The 19,311-nt window shown below is 48.9% G+C and carries 14 protein-coding genes; 9 read left to right on the forward strand and 5 right to left on the reverse strand.

Translation table 11 applies throughout. The features are described from left to right. Positions 1-46: 46 nt before the first annotated feature. From ACN08Z_RS02250 to ACN08Z_RS02260, 3 genes are all read right to left on the reverse strand, one after another. A complete protein-coding gene (locus tag ACN08Z_RS02250) occupies positions 47-1,432 on the reverse strand; it encodes an MFS transporter (RefSeq protein ID WP_419102981.1) in 1,386 nt (461 codons plus the stop codon). A gap of 72 nt (positions 1,433-1,504) precedes the next feature. After that, on the reverse strand, positions 1,505-2,290 hold the full coding sequence (locus tag ACN08Z_RS02255) for an MIP/aquaporin family protein (protein ID WP_419102982.1): 786 nt from the start codon (positions 2,288-2,290) through the stop codon (positions 1,505-1,507). A gap of 280 nt (positions 2,291-2,570) precedes the next feature. Next, positions 2,571-4,328, reverse strand: coding sequence for an FAD-dependent oxidoreductase (locus ACN08Z_RS02260; RefSeq protein WP_419102983.1), 1,758 nt, complete (start codon positions 4,326-4,328; stop codon positions 2,571-2,573). A 104-nt stretch (positions 4,329-4,432) separates the two neighbouring features. On the opposite strand from ACN08Z_RS02260, the gene ACN08Z_RS02265 reads away from it, so the two are divergent. Continuing rightward, positions 4,433-5,383, forward strand: a complete 951-nt coding sequence (locus ACN08Z_RS02265) for a sugar-binding transcriptional regulator (protein ID WP_419102984.1) — start codon at positions 4,433-4,435, stop codon at positions 5,381-5,383. 5 nt (positions 5,384-5,388) lie between these two features. Here the strand turns inward: ACN08Z_RS02265 and ACN08Z_RS02270 are convergent, their stop codons facing one another. Continuing rightward, entirely contained in the window at positions 5,389-6,318 is a 930-nt protein-coding gene (locus ACN08Z_RS02270; RefSeq protein WP_419102985.1) for a LysR family transcriptional regulator, read from the reverse strand. Positions 6,319-6,477: 159 nt separating this feature from the next. Here ACN08Z_RS02270 and ACN08Z_RS02275 point away from each other — a divergent pair, with 159 nt between their 5' ends. From ACN08Z_RS02275 to ACN08Z_RS02300, 6 genes are all read left to right on the forward strand, one after another. Then, entirely contained in the window at positions 6,478-9,963 is a 3,486-nt protein-coding gene (locus ACN08Z_RS02275) for a bifunctional proline dehydrogenase/L-glutamate gamma-semialdehyde dehydrogenase (protein ID WP_419102986.1), read from the forward strand. A 195-nt stretch (positions 9,964-10,158) separates the two neighbouring features. Continuing rightward, positions 10,159-10,305, forward strand: a complete 147-nt coding sequence (locus ACN08Z_RS02280; RefSeq protein WP_419102987.1) for a hypothetical protein — start codon at positions 10,159-10,161, stop codon at positions 10,303-10,305. Then, the gene (gcvH, locus tag ACN08Z_RS02285) at positions 10,302-10,691 is read left to right on the forward strand and encodes a glycine cleavage system protein GcvH (protein ID WP_419102988.1); all 390 of its coding nucleotides are present in this window, start codon (positions 10,302-10,304) and stop codon (positions 10,689-10,691) included. Before ACN08Z_RS02280 ends, gcvH begins: the two co-directional genes overlap by 4 nt. Positions 10,692-10,973: 282 nt before the next feature. Then, positions 10,974-11,453, forward strand: a complete 480-nt coding sequence (locus ACN08Z_RS02290) for an FHA domain-containing protein (protein ID WP_419102989.1) — start codon at positions 10,974-10,976, stop codon at positions 11,451-11,453. Then, the gene (locus ACN08Z_RS02295) at positions 11,454-12,221 is read left to right on the forward strand and encodes a MerR family transcriptional regulator (protein ID WP_419102990.1); all 768 of its coding nucleotides are present in this window, start codon (positions 11,454-11,456) and stop codon (positions 12,219-12,221) included. A gap of 216 nt (positions 12,222-12,437) precedes the next feature. Further along, complete coding sequence (locus ACN08Z_RS02300) at positions 12,438-13,040, forward strand: MerR family transcriptional regulator (protein WP_419103094.1); 603 nt, start codon at positions 12,438-12,440, stop codon at positions 13,038-13,040. 82 nt (positions 13,041-13,122) lie between these two features. Here the strand turns inward: ACN08Z_RS02300 and ACN08Z_RS02305 are convergent, their stop codons facing one another. Next, the gene (locus ACN08Z_RS02305) at positions 13,123-13,908 is read right to left on the reverse strand and encodes a ParA family protein (protein ID WP_419102991.1); all 786 of its coding nucleotides are present in this window, start codon (positions 13,906-13,908) and stop codon (positions 13,123-13,125) included. A 303-nt stretch (positions 13,909-14,211) separates the two neighbouring features. Between ACN08Z_RS02305 and ACN08Z_RS02310 the strand changes: the two genes are divergently transcribed. Next, on the forward strand, positions 14,212-17,664 hold the full coding sequence (locus ACN08Z_RS02310) for a pyruvate carboxylase (protein WP_419103095.1): 3,453 nt from the start codon (positions 14,212-14,214) through the stop codon (positions 17,662-17,664). A 186-nt stretch (positions 17,665-17,850) separates the two neighbouring features. Continuing rightward, positions 17,851-19,263, forward strand: coding sequence for a mycothione reductase (locus ACN08Z_RS02315; RefSeq protein WP_419102992.1), 1,413 nt, complete (start codon positions 17,851-17,853; stop codon positions 19,261-19,263). Positions 19,264-19,311: the final 48 nt, after the last annotated feature.

Here is a 19,311-nt window from a genome sequence, read left to right on the forward strand (position 1 = left end):
GTTTGATGTTTTGATAATGGACAAAAGATATCTCGTACGAGAAAAATTAGTTGTTGTCTGCTAGCTCGCGCTGTTGGAGAAGCTCACGTTCTTTGCGCCCGATAATCCACATGAAGATGAGTGCGAGAACAACAATTCCAAGCAGTGCGCTATAGGCTACGCCCCAACCAAAATAGTGGATGAGTAGACCTACACCGGTAGATGCCAGTGAAGCGCCAAGTAGGTAACCGAAAAGCCCAGTAAAACCGGCGGCTGTTCCTGCAACATTACGAGGTGAGAGGTCGATAGCCTGCAAGCCGATGAGCATCACAGGGCCGTAGATGAGTCCACCAATGATAGCGATGAGCAGGTAGAAAACTCCGATTGGTGCAGTTGCCGGTAGCAAAGCATACGTTGCTAGAGCTAGACCGACACCGGCAAGGAATACCATCCCCGCACCAGAACGCCAACCCTTGAAGACTTTATCGGATAGCCAACCGCACAAGAGTGTGCCGATGATTCCTGCAAGCTCATAGATTGCAAAGCCGAGGATGCCTTCTTTGACGTTTGTTCCGTGAATCTTATCGGTGAGATAAATCGGAATCCAGTTAAGAACTCCGTATCGCAGAGTGTAAACAAAGACGTTTGTGATTGCTAAAAGCACGATCACTTTGTTTTTCAAAACATGCTTGAATAGCATCTCTTTCCACGGAACTTGAGCCTCAGAAGCAACCTTAGGAGGGTCGTTACGATACTCTTCGATAGGTGGCAAACCAACCGCTTCAGGACGGTCACGAATTAGAAGGAACGCAATGAAAGCGACAACGAGTGCAACAATAGCTGGCGCCCAGAACGCTGGTCGCCAGTCGGCCTCAGACTGAGCGTAGTGATCGAGCGCCCACGCTGAGATAACACCAACAGCTGCACCACCGACGTTATGAGCACAGTTCCAAATGGAGGTCTTCCATCCTCGTTCGTTGGTTGAGAACCAGTGGACGAGAACACGTCCTGAGGGCGGCCATCCCATACCTTGTACCCAGCCGTTGACGAACATGGTCAAAGCAAAAATCATGACGGTAGCTGATAGCGCTGGAATGAAGGCGATCATCAGATTGATGATTGCAGAAAGCGCTAGACCTAGGGGCATAAAGTAACGGGCGTTAGCTCTATCGGAGAGCATTGCCATGAAGAACTTTGATAACCCGTAGGAGAAGAGTACCGCGTTTGCAACGATACCGATACCAACAGCGTTGAGGATATCGTGCTCTTTGAGTACTGCTGAGACAAGTGAAACGTTATTACGGATGAGATAGAACCCTGCATAGCCGATGAAGATTCCCATAAAAACGCTCAGACGCAGACGACGGTAACGCTGCGGAACTTCGCTTTCAGGGATACGTTTGGCTGCTGGTGGGGCATTGAGAATACCCAAGGAGAACTTGTGTTGAGTCAATGTGTACCTCAAATAGTAGATGATGGAAAAATGCAATAACGGTGCGGTGATGAGAAACCCTACAAACTCGAATTAGATTCCGAGGAACATAGGAACGAGAATTGCTGCTGCAACAGATCCGATGATGGGGCCAACAACTGGAACCCAAGCATAGGACCAATTGGAATCGCCTTTACCCTTGATAGGTAGCACTGCGTGAGCAATACGTGGACCAAGGTCACGAGCAGGGTTGATAGCGTAACCGGTTGCACCACCGAGAGAGAAACCAATACCGACAACGATGAGGGCAACAGCCAAAGGTCCAAGACCGGAAGGAGTTTGCCCTGAGGCTACAACGAACCCGATGAGTACAAAGGTTCCAACTGCTTCAGTAAATACGTTCCAACCGTAGGAACGAATTGCTGGCCCGGTAGAGAAAATACCAAGTTTGACACCTGGTTCGGTGTCCTCATCAAAGTGTTTCTTATAGGTGAGAAATACCATGACAGCACCGGTAAAGGCACCCGTAAATTGACCCGCAAAGTAAATCATCATATTTGCTGCTGTTGCAGGTACTTCGCCGACAAGGTTTTCGCCGGCAGCCCACAATCCGATGGTGACGGCAGGGTTAAGGTGCGCACCAGATGGACCAGATAGGTACACTGCAGCAAAAACTGCCATACCCCAGCCCAAGGCAATAGCTACCCAGCCTGCATCTTTAGCGATAGATTTTGGTAGCGAACAAGCAGCGCAAACGCCACCGCCAAGAAGAATGAGGATAAAGGTTCCCAAAAATTCGGAGGAGAATAATCCTAATGCAGTAGGTACTCCATCCGCTCCTACGAGGACAGATGCGCCCTCAGCCAAAATAGTCTGCATGTATTTTTCCTTTCAACACAGCATTGTGGTGGGGGAAGGAGTAAAAGCAACCGTTGCTTTTACACAAACATTTTTGAGGGAAGAATCCTCAAATATACGACAAAAAAGATTTGAGAGGCACTATGACATGTTTGATATGTGCCTGATATGAAAGGTGGCAGAAACGTCGTAGTGGGGGAAAGTTTCTGCCCCTTTCATGAACATCAGTATTTTTATATGTAGGGGAGTGTTGTACCTATACCTTTCATGTGAAGTTTTCTATGGGGAAACTTAGTGAATATTAGCTCAATGGTACGCGGGGGCATACATGCTCGATAGATGTGATGCATTGAGCTGCTTGAGCGTCAGAAGTTTTTTCTTCTGCTTGAGCGATTGCTTCTACTCGTTTGCGGTAGAGTTCTAGCTCTTTCTCTGCTTCAGCTTCGCTCCAACCGAGTTCTGGCGCCATTACTTGGAGGACTTCTTCGGCTGCGCTTAAGCCACGGTCACGCTGTTCAAGGTCTAGACGGCAACGGCGGATGAGTACGTCTTCTAAGTGAAGGGCACCTTCGTAACGTACTGCAAAGAGGACGTCTGCTCTGAGGAATTGTGGAGCTTTTGCCAAGGGCTGCGCTAACTCTGGTGCTTCATCAATGAGGGCTACGAGTTCCGTAACGTCTGCACCGTAACGTTCGAGCAGGTGTTCCATGCGGTCTTCGTCCCAGCCAAATCGTTGTGCGAGACGTGGGGAAGATGCTTGTGCTGCAGAGAAACCGGCTGCACCGACAAGCTGAATATTTTCGGTAACAGAAGGTTGTTCTTGTGCTCGTTCTTTGAGTGCAAAGTCTACGGCATCAGCTGCCATAACACGGTAGGTGGTGAGTTTTCCACCCGCGATAGCGCTCATTCCGGGGGCTACTTCGGTGACGGTATGTTCACGGGAAACTTTGGTAGACGCCGCTTCGGAGCCTTCTTTAAGTTTTGGCTGTAGTAGCGGACGTAGACCTGCGTAAGTTCCGATGATGTCATCACGGGTTAACTCACGTGCAAGGAGCTTATTGGCTTGTTCAAGTACATAGTCAATGTCTTGGGACGTTGCTACAGGGTGCGCGATGTCTTCGGTGTATGGGGTGTCGGTTGTTCCGATAATCCAGTAACGCTGCCAAGGGATGATGAAGAGTACAGATTTTTCGGTTTTGGTGAAGATGCCGCTGGAGGCGTTAATGCGGTCTCTTGGAACGATGATGTGAATACCTTTGGACGCAAGAACTTTAAGCCCGGCATCCTTATTGGCCATGGACTCAGACTCTTCGGTCCATACGCCGGTAGCGTTAATGATGTGTTGGGTGCGAACCGTGTGTTCTTGTCCGTTTTCAAGGTCTCGGATGACTGCTCCGGTAACTTTTCCTTGAGCGTCTTTGAGTACTCGGGTGACTTGTGTGCGAGATGCCGCTAAGGCACCGTATCCTGCTGCGGTGCGTACAAGGTCAACGACGAGGCGTGCATCATCAACGCGTGCATCGTAGAACTGGATGGCTCCGGTAAAAGCTGAATCTTTAATATCGGGGAATACGGTTTTGGTACCTTGTTTTGAGAAGTGGTGTTGTGGCGGTACAGTTTTTTTGCCACGAGCCCCAACGAATGCAAGAGTGTCGTACATTCCAATTCCGATAGCGGAATAGGCGCGTTCGATGACTGGTGTTTTGAGGGGCCATAGGAAAGGCTGTGCTTTAACGAGGTGTGGCGCAATTTTTTCAAGGAGTAGGCCACGTTCTTTGAGTGCTTCTGCTACGAGTTTAAAGTCAAGGTTGTAGAGGTATCGGAGTCCGCCGTGGACAAGTTTTGATGACCATGCTGAAGTTCCTGCTGCCCAGTCGCCTGCTTCGACGATAGCGGTTTTGAGTCCGCGGGTTGCTGCGTCTAAGGCGATACCGGCGCCGGTGACGCCGCCACCAATGACGAGAATGTCTACGCCTTCTTCTGTGCTCATTTCTTTGAGAGCTTCAGTGCGAGAAGATGCGGTAAGCTGAGACTTCTGAGCGAATTGTGTGTTGGCCATAGTTCCTGTCCCTTTCTACTACGGGTGCTTGATATACATTCTGACGTAGTTGTAGTTACTATGACCAAAACATTTGAACGTTTTTTCAGAAGGGGGAAATTTGAATGAACGAACGTCACGACACCGCATACGAGGCAGCGTATCTGTATTACATGGAAAACCTCACCATGGAACAAATTGCGCAACATCTATACACTTCACGCGCAACGGTATCACGTCTACTCAAAACTGCTCGAGACACCGGAATTGTGCAGATTCGGCTCAACGAAAATAGCAAGCCGCAAACAGATCTTGCCCAAAAACTAGGGGATAAGTACAGAGTCCGTGTACACCTAGTTAAAACCTCAAAAGAACAATCTGCTATTTCCCGTATGGAAAAAGTCGCTAAGCGTGGAGCAATTCTTGTGGACTCCTGCGTTGAAGAAGGCACCTCATTAGGTGTTGCTTGGGGGTCAACGGTGACAGAACTAGCCAAACATCTGCCGTATCGTCCGCTCAAAGATGTGGTGGTAGTACAACTTAACGGAGCCGGTAACGCTCGGCATACAGGTATACCTTACTCGGGGTCGATTCTTGGGCAGATTACTGCCGCATACGATGCGCAGATGGTGCATTTTCCCGTTCCTGCTTTCTTTGACCATTCTGAGACGAAAGAAGCAATGTGGCGTGAACGGAGCATTATGGGAGTTCTCGCTACACAGCGTAAAGCTGACGTTGCGGTGTTTGGGATTGGGGCTTTTGGGGGCGCTATTCCTTCTCACGTGTATAACGGAGGCTATTTTGATGCTCAAGAACAACGCGAATTGCGTGCAAACGGTGTTGTCGGAGATATGTGTACGGTACTTCTTCGTGAAGATGGAAGCTATCAAGACCTTGCCGTGAACCAACGTGCAACGGGGCCAACCGCAACAGAATTGGCACGGATTCGTCGTCGGATTGCGGTAGTTTCTGGCAATCACCGAGTCCTTGCTTTACGAGGTGCACTACGCACTGGTGCTATTACAGATGTGGTGATAGATACTCAACTTGCTGAAGCCTTGATGGACTGCCCCTAAAATTTTTAGATGCTATCGCTAGGGCACATGCTCTCTTGATGATGTTTAAGGGCACCGGCTGCATATGATAGTGCCCTTCTGACCATGGCAATGTTGGGTTGTCCTGCACTGTCAATTCTAGAAGCAGTAAAAATTTGACGTTCGGGGTGTTCGGGTAAACAGATGAGTTTAATAGAGGTCTTGTGGTGCGTGGAAGATGTGACAAAACCGGGCAGAATAGCTGCTGCATAACCTTGTTCTGCAAGACGTACATGAGTGAGTAAATCTTCGATACTGTAGCGAACGTACGGTTCGAAGCCTGCCTGGCGGCATTGATTAATACCCCAAATACGGCTGGTATTGTGTTCTCGTTCAAAAACCCATGGTAGAGATTTTGCTTCAGTGAGGGTTGTGTAGGGAGAGTCTTGTGCTAAGACAAGGTGAATTGGGTCTGTTGTGAGTAGTTCAAGGTGAAGGTCTTCATGCTCAGGCACAAAATGGTGCGGATAGGACTCTGTAATAGCAAGGTCGAATTGTCTGCTTCTTGTGAGTTCTAAACCTGTCTCTGGGTCTATCTGCACAACTTCTAAAATGAGTTGCGGTGCATTCTGCTCTAAATACGATAGTGCTGTGGGTAAGAGCGCCATCGCTGCTGACTGAAAAATTGCTAGCCTTACGGTGCCTAGCGGTTCGCCAGAAAACTGTGCAATGCGAGTGGCAGTCTTATCCATCTCTCTGAGGATGGCTCGTGCACCGTGGACGAGGATAAGGCCTTCGTCGGTCAGGCGTACCGAACGTCCTGATCTGCGAATGAGGGGAGCTCCAGCTTCTTTTTCGAGTGCCGTCATCTGTTGTGAGATAGCAGAAGATGTGAGGTGTAGTGTTCTTGAAGCCGCCGCAAGGGAGCCTCGTTCATGGATTTCAAGGAGAATGCGGAGTCGGTGAATGTCGTACATTGCGCTAAACCTCATCACAGGCGGTTAAGTTTTTCTTAACTATTATGCTGAGAAATAGTTATTTTTACTAATAGTGTGTTCAGAACCATAACGTGGTCAAATAGAACAAAAGCACAATGAGTGCCAGTTCACACAAACACAGAAGACGGGAGCACAGGAATGACAACCAACCCCTTTGCCGCAGAACGCTACCAAGAACTTGCCCAAGAAGCACGAACCCTCGTACGCCAATGGCTTACCGAAGCCCAAGACGTCCCCGCAGACTCCTCCGCACAAATGCTCGCAGGTGTCCTCAAAGACCCTAACGGGTTAGACTTCACCGTCGGATTCGTCGACACCGTCGTTCGCCCTGAAGATAATAATGTTGCTGGAGCCAACCTCGCAAAAATCGCACCCCTGGTACCATCCTTCCTCCCGTGGTACATGAAAAGTGCAGTAGCCGCCGGCGGAAAAATTGCTAGCAAAGCATCATGGCCCACTGTCGGTATCGCACGACGAGTCCTCCGCGAAATGGTCGGACACCTCATCGTAGACGCCCGCGACGAAAAACTTGGCCCAGCCATTGAACACCTCACCAAAACCGGCAACAAACTTAACGTCAACCTCCTTGGCGAAGCCGTCCTCGGTGACAAAGAAGCAGAACGACGACTCAACGAAACCAAACGCCTCCTCGCACGAGACGACGTCGATTACGTCTCCATCAAAGTCTCTGCTGTTTCTGGCCCACACTCTCACTGGGCCTTCGACGAAGTCGTCGAAGAAGCAGTACAACGACTCACCCCACTTTATGAACTTGCAGCACATTCCCCTGAAAAGAAGTTCATCAACCTCGACATGGAAGAGTACAAAGACCTCGACATGACCATCGACGTCTTTACCAAAATTCTCGACCAACCACAGCTCAAAGACCTCGAAGCAGGAATCGTTCTACAGGCATACTTGCCCGACACCCTCGCAGCAATGCAAAAACTCCAGCAATGGGCTAGCAACCGCGTAGCCTCCGGCGGAGCACGCATTAAAGTGCGACTGGTCAAAGGCGCCAACCTCTCCATGGAAATCGTTGAAGCCCTCACCCACGGTTGGGAACTGACCACCTGGGATTCCAAACAGCTCAGCGACACCAACTACAAACGAGTCCTCGAATACGCACTACGCCCTGAACACACCAAAAACATTCGACTAGGCGTCGCCGGACATAACCTCTTCGACGTAGCATTCGCGCTACTCTTGAGCGAAGAACGCGGAGTCAAAGACGATATCGAATTTGAAATGCTCATCGGTATGGCTGCACAACAGGCAGAAGTCATCCGCCGACGTGTCGGGCACCTCCTGCTCTACACTCCAGTCGTTCGCCCCGAAGAATTCGACGTAGCAATTTCCTATCTCGTTCGACGGCTTGAAGAAAATGCTTCGAGCGAAAACTTCATGTCAGCAGTATTCGACCTGCACGACAACGTTGAACTCTTCGAACGAGAAGAACAACGATTCATGCGCTCGCTCAACTCTGTTACCGATGAAGTACCTGAGCCCAAACGTCAGCAAAACCGTCAGACAGAAACCGTCGATAACGTTTTCCGACCCCGTCAAGGATTTGAAAACGCACCAGATACTGACCCTTCGCTTGCTGCAAACCGCCAATGGGGACGAGAAATTCTCGAACGTTCAAAAACAACTACCCTTGGCATCAACACATTGGAAGCTTCAAAGCTTAGCTCTAGTGGCGAAGTGCAACCATTAATCGACTCTGTGGTTGAAGCGTCGAAAGCATGGGCAGAACGTAGCGGAGCTGAACGCGCTCAGATTCTTCGTCAAGCAGGTATTGCTTTAGGTGTTAACCGAGCAAAACTACTTGAAGTCATGGCAGCAGAAGCAGGAAAAACACTTGACCAAGGTGACACTGAAGTTTCAGAAGCTATCGACTTTGCAAACTACTACGCAACTTTGTCAGAAAACATTGAACACATTGACGGGGCGACCCCCGTACCTGTTCACCTCACACTAGTAGTGCCACCATGGAACTTCCCAACAGCTATTCCAGCAGGTGGTGTTCTTGCTGCACTGGCTGCCGGATCTGGTGTCATCTTCAAACCTGCAACAAATACTGCAAGAACAGGTGCTCTCATTGCTGAAATTCTTTGGGAAGCAGGTGTTCCTCGTGAACTACTCAAGCTCATCAAAATCACAGACCGTCAGGCCGGAAAAGAGCTTATCTCTCACCCAGCAGTAGACCGACTGATTCTCACAGGTGGATACGAAACAGCAGAAACTTTCCGTTCATGGCGTCAAGACTTACCATTATTTGGTGAGACCTCTGGCAAAAACTCCATCATCGTTACGCCTAACGCCGACCTTGATTTAGCGGTTAAGGACGTTGTCTACTCTGCTTTTGGGCATGCTGGACAAAAATGTTCTGCAGCATCAACAGTGATTCTCGTTGGAACTGTCGCACAATCTGAACGTTTCAAGAACCAGCTCGTCGATGCTGTGTCCTCCCTGCACGTAGCCTACCCACAAGATATCGAATCTCAGATGGGGCCAATTATCGCACCTGCAGAAGGCAAACTACTCAGCGGACTAACCACTCTTGGAGACGGCGAAAGCTGGCTAATTGAACCTAAAAAACTCGACGAGAGCGGCAAACTCTGGTCACCAGGTGTACGTGTAGGAGTCAAACCCGGAAGCGAATACCACCTCACTGAATACTTTGGCCCAATTCTTGGAATCATGGTTGCTGAAACCCTCGAAGAAGCAATCGAATTGCAAAATGCAACCGACTACGGTCTTACTGCAGGGCTACACTCACTAGACTCTGACGAATTAGCGCTGTGGCTATCTCGCGTCGAAGCAGGAAACCTTTATGTGAACCGTGGAATTACTGGTGCAATTGTTCGCCGTCAGCCCTTTGGCGGTTGGAAGAAATCCACGGTAGGTAGCGGAACTAAAGCTGGAGGGCCTAACTACTTAGTAGCCCTTAGCGATTGGGAGAGCACTCCTTCGACAGCTACTGCTATGCCAACCTCTCGTGCTGTGCGAGAGACTTTAGCTGCTACCCGTCAGCCAACTGCTGTAGACCAAGAGAAACTAGAATTCTTAGTTCGTTCTGCCTCTTCTGACGCTGAAGCCTATAACAGTGAATTTGGTATTGCTCATGACCCTTCCCAGCTAGGAGTTGAGCGTAACATCTTGCGTTATGTTCCACAGGCTGTGCAAGTTCGTGCTGATTCTTCTGCAAACGTCGCTGATACTTTACGTGTTATCCTAGCCGGTTTGGCAGCTGGTGCACCTATTTATCTCTCAACGGCGCGACAGCTACCGGTAGCGGTGGCCGGCACACTTGAAAACCACGGGGTGAAGATTGCTCTTCAAAGCGATGAGGAATACCGTCAATGGCTTGGAGCTTACGCATCCAAGAGCACAGCAGACCTACAAGGCACTCCGTTAGAAGGTAGCCGTATCCGTTACATCGGGGACCAGCCGACAAGCATCTTCGAAGCGTTGAACGGCCGCCCTGATATCGGAATTTACACGGCTGTAGTCACGGAAGCTGGACGTATTGAGATGCTTCCGTTCGTCAAAGAACAAGCTGTCTCTATTACTGCGCACCGTTTTGGTAACCCCAATAGATTCTCTGAACATGTAATCTAACGCCTTTGATAGAGGGTAGTGCCGTAGAAATGTTTTTCTGCGGCACTACTTTGTTTGTAGAGAGTCATGATGTTGATGAATCATCAATGGTTGGTTCTTTTGATAGAGAATAATTCTTGAGAATGGGCTGTTGATGAAGCCATCTTAATGAGATGTGGAATACTATAGAATGTGACGGGTGAAACGCAGGAGAAGATGTCTCTTACAGAATCTCCTCGCCCTAAGAACATCACACACGTTATTGTTCTACCCGTTGGTGAACATGGTTTATTTTTCTGGGGTCAGAACCCCGGGCATCTTGGTGGTCGTAGCGCCACACGCACGAAAGGAAAGCCACTATGAGTGACGTACCCGCAAATCTGCTATATACCTCAGAACATGAATGGGTTACTGCCGTAACCGCAGAAGGTACCGTAAAAATAGGTATTACCGATCACGCGCAACAAGCTCTTGGCGACGTCGTGTATGTTGACTTTCCTGAGGTAGGGGAGAGCGTTGTTGGCTCAGAAACTTTCGGAGAAATCGAATCTACAAAATCTGTCTCAGATTTATTTGCGCCCGTTAGTGGTGAAGTTGTTGCTATCAATGAAGAGATTGAAGCAGACCCCGCTTTGGTGAACACTGACCCCTATGAGAAGGGATGGCTCATTGAGCTACGTCCCGATAACGTAGAAGATCTCTCCACACTTCTTGACGCAGAAGCCTATACTGCAGAAATCGCTGAATAAATAGTGCTTTCTAGTGGTCGGTGTCGGTCTCTCGTGACATGAGAAGCCGACACCGATGCCGTTAATAATGGTGTATAGATGTTCCTATAGAAGATACTGCGTCATGAAGAAAATGCTGAGGAGTTTTTTGACGCCATCGTGTTTTATATAGCTAACTCTTATACTTGCCTATAAGATTAGACGGTAGGTTCAATGTTTACCGAATCGTTATCATTGTGAAGGGTAAAGATACGGTCAAAAAATAACCTATCGGGAAGACTCATACGGCAAAGGACACCACCCATGACTGAACACAACGAAGCGCACCCACCGACAGCTGCGCTCAATCTCCTCACCCAAGAAGAGTTGCGGATTGCTGCAAAAGTTACTGCAGAATTTGAAAACGCTCATCACAAGCCCACCGTGGAAGAACTGGGCGTTTTAGCAACCATTCCTCGAGGCTCAGGGTTGCTCATTTGCACTAGCACAGAACTTGAAGGTGCTCGTTTCTTACTCAACTCTGAGCTTGACGAAAACGGTGCTGAGAAACAAATCGTCGTTGGTCGTAGCCCAGACTCTGATGTCTTCCTTGACGATGTCACGGTCTCTCGTCAGCACGCTGTTTTCACACCCAACGCTGGGTCCTTCGCTATTACAGATAATAATTCACTCAACGGCACATACCTCAACGGTGATCGTGTAGATACCGCTTTCCTGATGAACGGATCTGAAATCCAGATTGGAAAATACATTTTTGCGTTCTTCTTGGGAGTCGGAGAATAAATGTCAGCCCCCGCGCAAAAGCTCTCTGACGGTGAAGGTAAAGACCGTACTATCGGTCAAGTTCTTAGCGCCCTAGATGTTGATTTTAAAGGTATTAGCGCCTCAAAAATTCGCTTTTTAGAAGACAAAGGTTTAGTTCAACCTCATCGTACCAATACTGGCTACCGGAAGTACTCTGCTCGAGACGTTGAACAGCTACGCTACATTCTGTTATTGCAGAGAGACCAATACCTGCCATTGAAGGTTATTAAAGACAAACTGCAGGCAGGGGAGTTTGACCAATACTATCGGGAAAAGACACAAGGCGACACAACGCCTGACGCAACTTCTGACAGTGCGCACGAAAAATCTGCCCCAAAAGAGCCAGATGCAGTCGCGAGTTTTGTTCCCCTGCCTGAACAAGAGAGAAACTATAGCCTAAGAGAGCTTTCTACCGCAGCCGGTGCAGACATGCCCTTACTCCGTGAACTTATCAATTTTGGTCTGATTCGAGATGTCGACGGAAATTACAGTGAGTATGATGTTGCCATCACCAAGATTTGTTCTCAGCTTACCTCTCACGGCTTGCAGCCTCGACACCTACGCCAATTCCGTGCAACAGCTGAACGGGAAGCTGAACTGGTTAAAAATGCGGTAGCACCTTTAGCTTTAAGGAAAGATAAAGACTCACTTTCATTGGCAAAAACTCGTGCTCGGGAAATATCTAATCTTTGCCTTCGCCTACATATGGCACTTGTTATTTCTTCTATTCCTGATTACGAGTCCTAAGTCCATATTCAGGGAATCTCTGAAGAAAAACAGCTGTTCTTTATCGACAATGACGACGTTTTGCCGTATCTACCGGTAATATGTCAAGAGGTCAGTAAAAAAAGTATCTACGGTTAGGAAGTCCTTATGGTAGCTCACAAGAATGGGGGCACACGTCGCCCTGGTTCTGCGGTTCAACCTTTGAACCTAGCTACACAGAACTCAGAAACTATACCGATGGATCAGCCTATCCTAGGGTTTGAGCAAGTAATGCCCAAACAGCCCCCTCAGCAAGGTGAGCAGGGCGTACTCTTCACTGACTCCGTCTCACTCGTCGACGAAAACCTCGGATACCGTGGGCCAGTAGCATGTAAAGCCGTAGGAATTACCTACCGCCAATTAGACTATTGGGCTCGCACTAAACTCGTAGAACCTACCGTTCGCTCAGCTTCTGGTTCCGGTTCTCAGCGTCTTTACTCTTTTAGAGACGTCCTCGTCCTAAAAATTGTTAAGCGTCTTCTCGACACAGGGGTGTCTCTCCAGCAGATTAGAACTTCCGTTAAACATCTACGGACCCGCGGAATTGAAGACCTCTCCGGTATCACCTTAATGAGCGATGGCGCAAGCGTATACGAGTGTACTTCACCTCATGAAGTAATCGACCTTGTACAGGCAGGACAAGGCGTCTTCGGTATTGCTATTGGGCGAGTCTGGCGTGAACTCGAAATTAACCTTGCGAACCTTCCAGGCGAAAACACCTGCGCAATCTCTGACGATGAAGAGCTCGCACCAACAGATGAGCTTTCCTTACTTCGTGCTAAAAAAGCAAACGGAAGCTAACCTCAATATTCTTAAAATATTTTAGCGAGGGGTCTTATACAAAAGATTTTGTATAAGACCCCTCGCCTGTTAAACGAAAGAGTTACGTGAGCCCCTGAAGAATGTCAGAGAACACGGCGGCACAACGTTGAGCATCATCACTGGGCCAATAATGCATAGGATACGCAGAACCCTGAACGCGTTGGAACTCCTCAAAATCTTCTAAGAACTGGTCAGCAACAAGATCACCAAATAAGACCTTCATTTCTTCGACACGATAAGAATGCTCATTACTGTGAGGACGAACCTTATTCAAAATAACCGAGGCAGAAGATACAGAATACTGACTATTCTCTTCAAAACGTGTGATAGCTCGGAGGGTACGTTCTGTACCAGCAACCGAAAACAAAGAAGGCTCAGCTACCGAAATAACACGATCAGAAGCCGCCCACGCCATAGACGTAAGTACCCCCAACGTTGGAGGGCAATCAATGAAAACTACATCATAATCATCAACGTTACCCTGAAGGAGATTCAAGAGGCGCGATAAATACTGGGGTAATGGGGCTTGCTCTAATGGAGTAGACGAAGCACTGCCTCGTACAACGTGAACAACTCCATCAGAGTTCTTCTGTCCTTGAGCAATAGCATTCCACCCAGAAAGAACAATATTGTCTCTCAACGAGAAACGTTCTGGATCAGCAAGCATACTGCCGATATCTGCTCCTGTTGTAGGAGCATTCAAACCTGTACTCGCATCACCATGAGGGTCTAAATCAATCACAAGAACCTTCTGCCCAGCGTGCAGAGCTGCTGAGGTAAGACCAAGAGTAACTGAAGTTTTACCAACCCCACCTTTAAGGCTGCTGATACTCACAATCAGTGGCATAAAAAATGGCCCCCGCCCAAATCCAGAACACAAATCTAACGTGCAATTTTTACACAGTTAACATAATGCTACCGAATTTTAGCGGTAACTCCTGCCAAAGGTCACCAAAATATCGCATTGTGGGCTTAAATGTAGATAACCACAGCAGATGCCCTATAACTATGTAAACTTTAGGTATTCTTGGCTCCACCAAGAACAAAAAAGGGCAAAAACTAGCAATGATGCATATAGTAGAGCTAGTCACACACCGTGAAAACCTCTACCAAGAATGCCTCCTACGCTAGGCAGATTGGAACTAAACACATGTTTGAAAAGATTCTTGTCGCAAACCGTGGCGAGATTGCCATTCGTGCATATCGCGCCGCCTACGAACTTGGTGCAAAAACAGTTGGCGTATTCCCTTACGAAGACCGCCACTCCATTCACCGTCAGCAAGCCGATGAAGCCTACCCTATCGGTGAAGAAGGACATCCTGTTCGTGCGTACCTTGATATCAAAGAAATCATCCGCGTCGCCAAAGAAGCCGGCGCAGATGCCATCTACCCAGGATACGGTTTTCTCTCAGAAAACCCAGACCTTGCACGTGCCGCAGAAAAAGAAGGAATCACCTTCATCGGACCACCACCAGAAGTCTTAGAACTAGCCGGTAACAAAGTCGAAGCACTACGCGCAGCACGAGCAGCAGGCATACCCGTCCTCAAATCTTCCGAACCGTCCAAAGACACCGAATATCTACTAGCAGAAGCCGAAAAAATTGGGTTCCCCATCTTCGTCAAAGCAGTAGCAGGTGGCGGTGGACGCGGAATGCGTCGAGTCGAAAGCAAAGAAGCCCTACCCGACGCGCTCGCCTCAGCAATGAGAGAAGCAGACACTGCCTTCGGCGACCCCACCGTATTCCTCGAACAAGCAGTACTGCGCCCGCGCCATATCGAAGTGCAAATCCTTGCCGATGCACAAGGGAACATCGTGCACCTCTTTGAACGTGACTGCTCCTTGCAACGGCGACACCAAAAAGTTGTCGAAATTGCACCGGCACCACAACTCGATGAGAACATTCGACAAGCGCTCTTCCGCGACGCCGTCAAATTCGCTCGTGAACTCGGCTACCAAAACGCTGGAACCGTAGAATTTCTTGTAGACACCGCAGGCGAACGCGCCGGAGAACACGTCTTCATCGAAATGAATCCACGTATTCAGGTCGAACACACCGTCACCGAAGAAGTCACTGACGTAGACCTCGTCCAAGCTCAAATGCGTATCGCTTCAGGAGAATCCCTCGAAGACCTCGGCATTAAACAAGAAGAACTGCACGTTCGAGGCTCAGCCTTACAATGTCGCATCACAACTGAAGACCCTGCCAACGGATTCCGACCTGACGTCGGAAAAGTGTCATACTACCGATCAGCAGGTGGTTCTGGCATCCGATTAGATGGCGGAACCGTTTATACCGGAGCTCAAATCTCACCACACTTTGACTCCATGCTCGTAAAACTCACCTGCCGTGGACGAAACTTCTCGGCAGCGGTGCAACGTGCACAACGCGCGTTGGCAGAATTCCGTATCCGCGGAGTTGCCACCAACATCCCCTTCTTACACGCGGTACTTGAAGACCCCACCTTCCAAGCTGGAGACGTTTCGACACCGTTCATCGATGAACACCCAGAACTGTTACGCAAACGTCCCTCGGGTGACCGCGGCACAAAAGCCTTACAGTACCTTGCAGAAGTGACCGTCAATCAGCCTCACGGGGCACGTATTGAAGGGCCAGACCCTCGCCATAAACTTCCTCGATTCCCCGGGGACAAAATTGACGAGCCTTTCCGCTCGCCCTTCGACCACGGCGAACACGAACGACCCCGAGGATGGCGGCATATCCTGCAAGAACGAGGCCCAGAAGGATTTGCACAAGCACTACGCGAATACCAACCTATCGCCATCACTGACACGACGTTCCGAGACGCCCACCAGTCTCTTCTAGCAACACGTCTAAGAACCCGAGACCTGCTAGCTGCAGCACCTGCCGTCTCACACGTGCTACCAGAACTATTCTCTGTAGAAGCATGGGGTGGAGCAACCTATGATGTGGCGTTACGCTTCCTTTCAGAAGACCCTTGGGAACGTTTAGCACATCTTCGTGCGGCCATGCCAAATATCCCCATCCAGATGCTTTTGCGCGGACGAAACACCGTCGGGTACACTCCTTATCCGGTAGAAGTAACAGATGCTTTCGTCCAAGAAGCGGCTGCTACAGGCGTCGATATCTTCCGTATCTTTGACGCTCTCAATGACGTCTCACAAATGACTCCTGCAATTGAGGCAGTACGGAAAACCGGAACAGCCGTTGCAGAAGTCGCCATGTGCTACGCCGGTAACCTCCTAGACCCTCAGGAGAAGGTCTACACTCTTGAATATTACCTTGAGCTCGCACAACAAATTGTTGACGCGGGTGCACACATCCTTGCTATCAAAGATATGGCAGGGCTACTACGTCCAGAAGCTGCACGACGTCTTGTGAGTGCTTTACGTGAACGCTTTAACCTGCCAGTACATCTTCACACTCATGACACTGCTGGCGGACAAATCGGAACGTTATTGGCTGCTGTAGAAGCAGGGGTAGACGCTGTCGACCTTGCCTCCGCTACCCTCGCTGGAACAACTTCACAGCCTCCTTTCTCTGCTTTCATCGCAGCGATGGACGGCACCGAACGTCAACCAGAAGTAAGCCTTGACGCGGCGCTCTCTCTAGAACCTTATTGGGAAGCCATTCGAGCAATCTACCGTCCCTTTGAAAATGGTTTGAGTTCACCCACTGGGCGAGTCTACGATCACGAAATTCCTGGGGGACAACTCTCAAACCTCAGGGCACAAGCCAAAGCCCTTGGCTTGGCTGACCGCTTTGAAGATATTGAGAATATGTATGCTGCAGCGGATAAAATGCTGGGGCATATCGTCAAGGTGACACCCTCCTCAAAGGTTGTTGGTGACCTTGCCTTACAACTGGTAGGTATGGGAGTCGACCCCGAAGAGTTTGAGAAAAACCCACAGAACTTCGACATTCCAGATTCTGTTATCGGTTTCTTGAATGGAGAATTAGGAACACCTCCAGCAGGTTGGCCAGAACCGTTTAGAACCCGTGCGCTTGAAGGGCGAAAACTAGCGAAACCGACGGTCAATGAACTCTCTGAAGAGGACAGAAAAGCTCTACAAGAAGGTGGAGACACACGTCGTAAAACACTAAACAGGCTACTTTTCCCTGCCCCGACACGAGAATTTGAACGTGTCCGTCAAGACTATGGTGACGTTTCTATCCTTCATACTCGAGATTTCCTTTACGGAATGATCGAAAACCGAGAACATGTTATCTCCTTAGGAAAAGGAGTGCGTCTTATCGCCAGCCTTCAAGCAATCTCTGAACCAGATTCTAAAGGTATCCGGCACGTCATCTGCACGCTTAACGGACAATCTCGAACTGTCGAAGTACGAGATCTCTCCATTGAATCTGATGTTAAAGAGGCAGAAAAAGCTGACCCCACCAACCCCGGTCATGTTTCTGCACCTTTTGCTGGTGGGGTAACGATTACCGCCACGGTAGGAGACCGTGTCGAAGCCGGAGAACAAATTGCCACCATTGAGGCAATGAAGATGGAAGCATCTATCACCTCACCCGTAGCCGGCGTTGTGGAACGAGTCGTCTACCAAGATGTTACTCAAGTGGCAGGTGGAGACTTGCTCATCGTAGTTAACACCAACTCATAAAAACATAACTCACTAGGTGATGAGGTCTTTCTTTAACAAAACTTCTTTTTTGTTAAAGAAAGACCTCATCTTTTATCAACGCCGTAGCATAAACACATCAAAGGCTGTCAACGAGGGAATAGAACCACTATCAAACCCGTTATAGTCAGCAGAATCTATCCCGAACACTCATTTCACGGAGGAAACATGACCGAAGAATACGACCTCATCATTATTGGATCAGGCTCAGGGAACTCTCTCATCGATGAACGCTGGGAACATCAAAAAGTTGCCATCGTGGATGGCGGAACGTTCGGAGGAACCTGCCTGAACTTCGGTTGTATCCCCACTAAACAATACGTTTATCCCGCAACTCTTGCCTACGAGACTACTCATATGCAACGCCTTGGCGTGCAAGCTGAGCTTGTGAACGTTTCATGGAAACAGATGAGAGACAGAATCTTTACACGCATTGACGCAATCTCTGAAGGCGGGCTCAACTACCGCAAAACCCTCGATAACGTTACTGTCATCGAAGAGTACGCACATTTCATTGATACACATACCCTTCAAACCGATAGTGGGCGACAACTACACGCACCAAAGATTGTGATTGCTGCCGGCTCACACACCACCATCCCCGAAAATATCGATGGCACCCATAGCCCACTAGTGCACACCTCTGACACTATTATGCGCATTGAAGAACTCCCCAAGAGTCTCATCATTATTGGTGGAGGGTTTATTGCCGCAGAATTTGCACATGTCTTCAGCTCCTTAGGTACTGAGGTCACTCAGCTACACCGTTCAGAAACTCTGCTACGTGGTGCTGACGAACTCATCTCAGAACGTTTTGAACACAACGCACGTAAACAATGGAGCGTATACACTAATACTCCCGTCCATGCCATCGAGACAGACGAGAACACTCAGCAAGTCACGGTTCGTGCAGAACATGAAGGAGAAGAAAAAACTTTTAACGCAGAACTCGTTCTCTTGGCTGTTGGACGAACACCAAACAGCGCATCGCTCAAACTCAAAGACGCCGGTTATGATGTGGTAGACGGTGGGTTCCTCGCAGTTGACGAATACCAGCGGGCACTATCGAACGGAAAAGTTGTAGAGGGCGTTTTCGCCTTAGGAGATATTAGTTCACCGTGGATGCTCAAACACGTCGCTAATGCACAGATGCGAGCCGTACAACATAACCTATGGGAAGGCGAAGACCTACACCGCGCAGAAAACAACATCGTTCCAGCTGCTGTTTTCACACACCCGCAGATCGCTAGCGTAGGACTCACCGAGAAACAAGCCCTGCAACAGGCAGAAAAAGAAGGCTTTGAGATTGTTACTAAAGTCCAAAAATATGGTGATACCGCCTACGGGTGGGCGATGGAAGACACCGAAGGCTTCGTCAAACTTATCGCTCGTACAGATACCGCAGAACTATTAGGGGCACATATTATGGGCGCTGAAGCATCATTACTGATTCAGCCCCTCATTCAGGCAATGAGCTTTGGACAAAACCTAAGAACTCTAGCTCGCGGACAGTACTGGATTCATCCAGCACTCACAGAAGTTGTTGAGAACGCTATTCTAGGTCTTGACTTACACTCCTAAAAAGTTTGTACCACCATTAACGGGTGATGGGTGTTGGCTTCAATCCCT

It is taken from the genome of Rothia sp. P7181, assembly GCF_048513015.1.
GTDB lineage: Bacteria > Actinomycetota > Actinomycetes > Actinomycetales > Micrococcaceae > Rothia.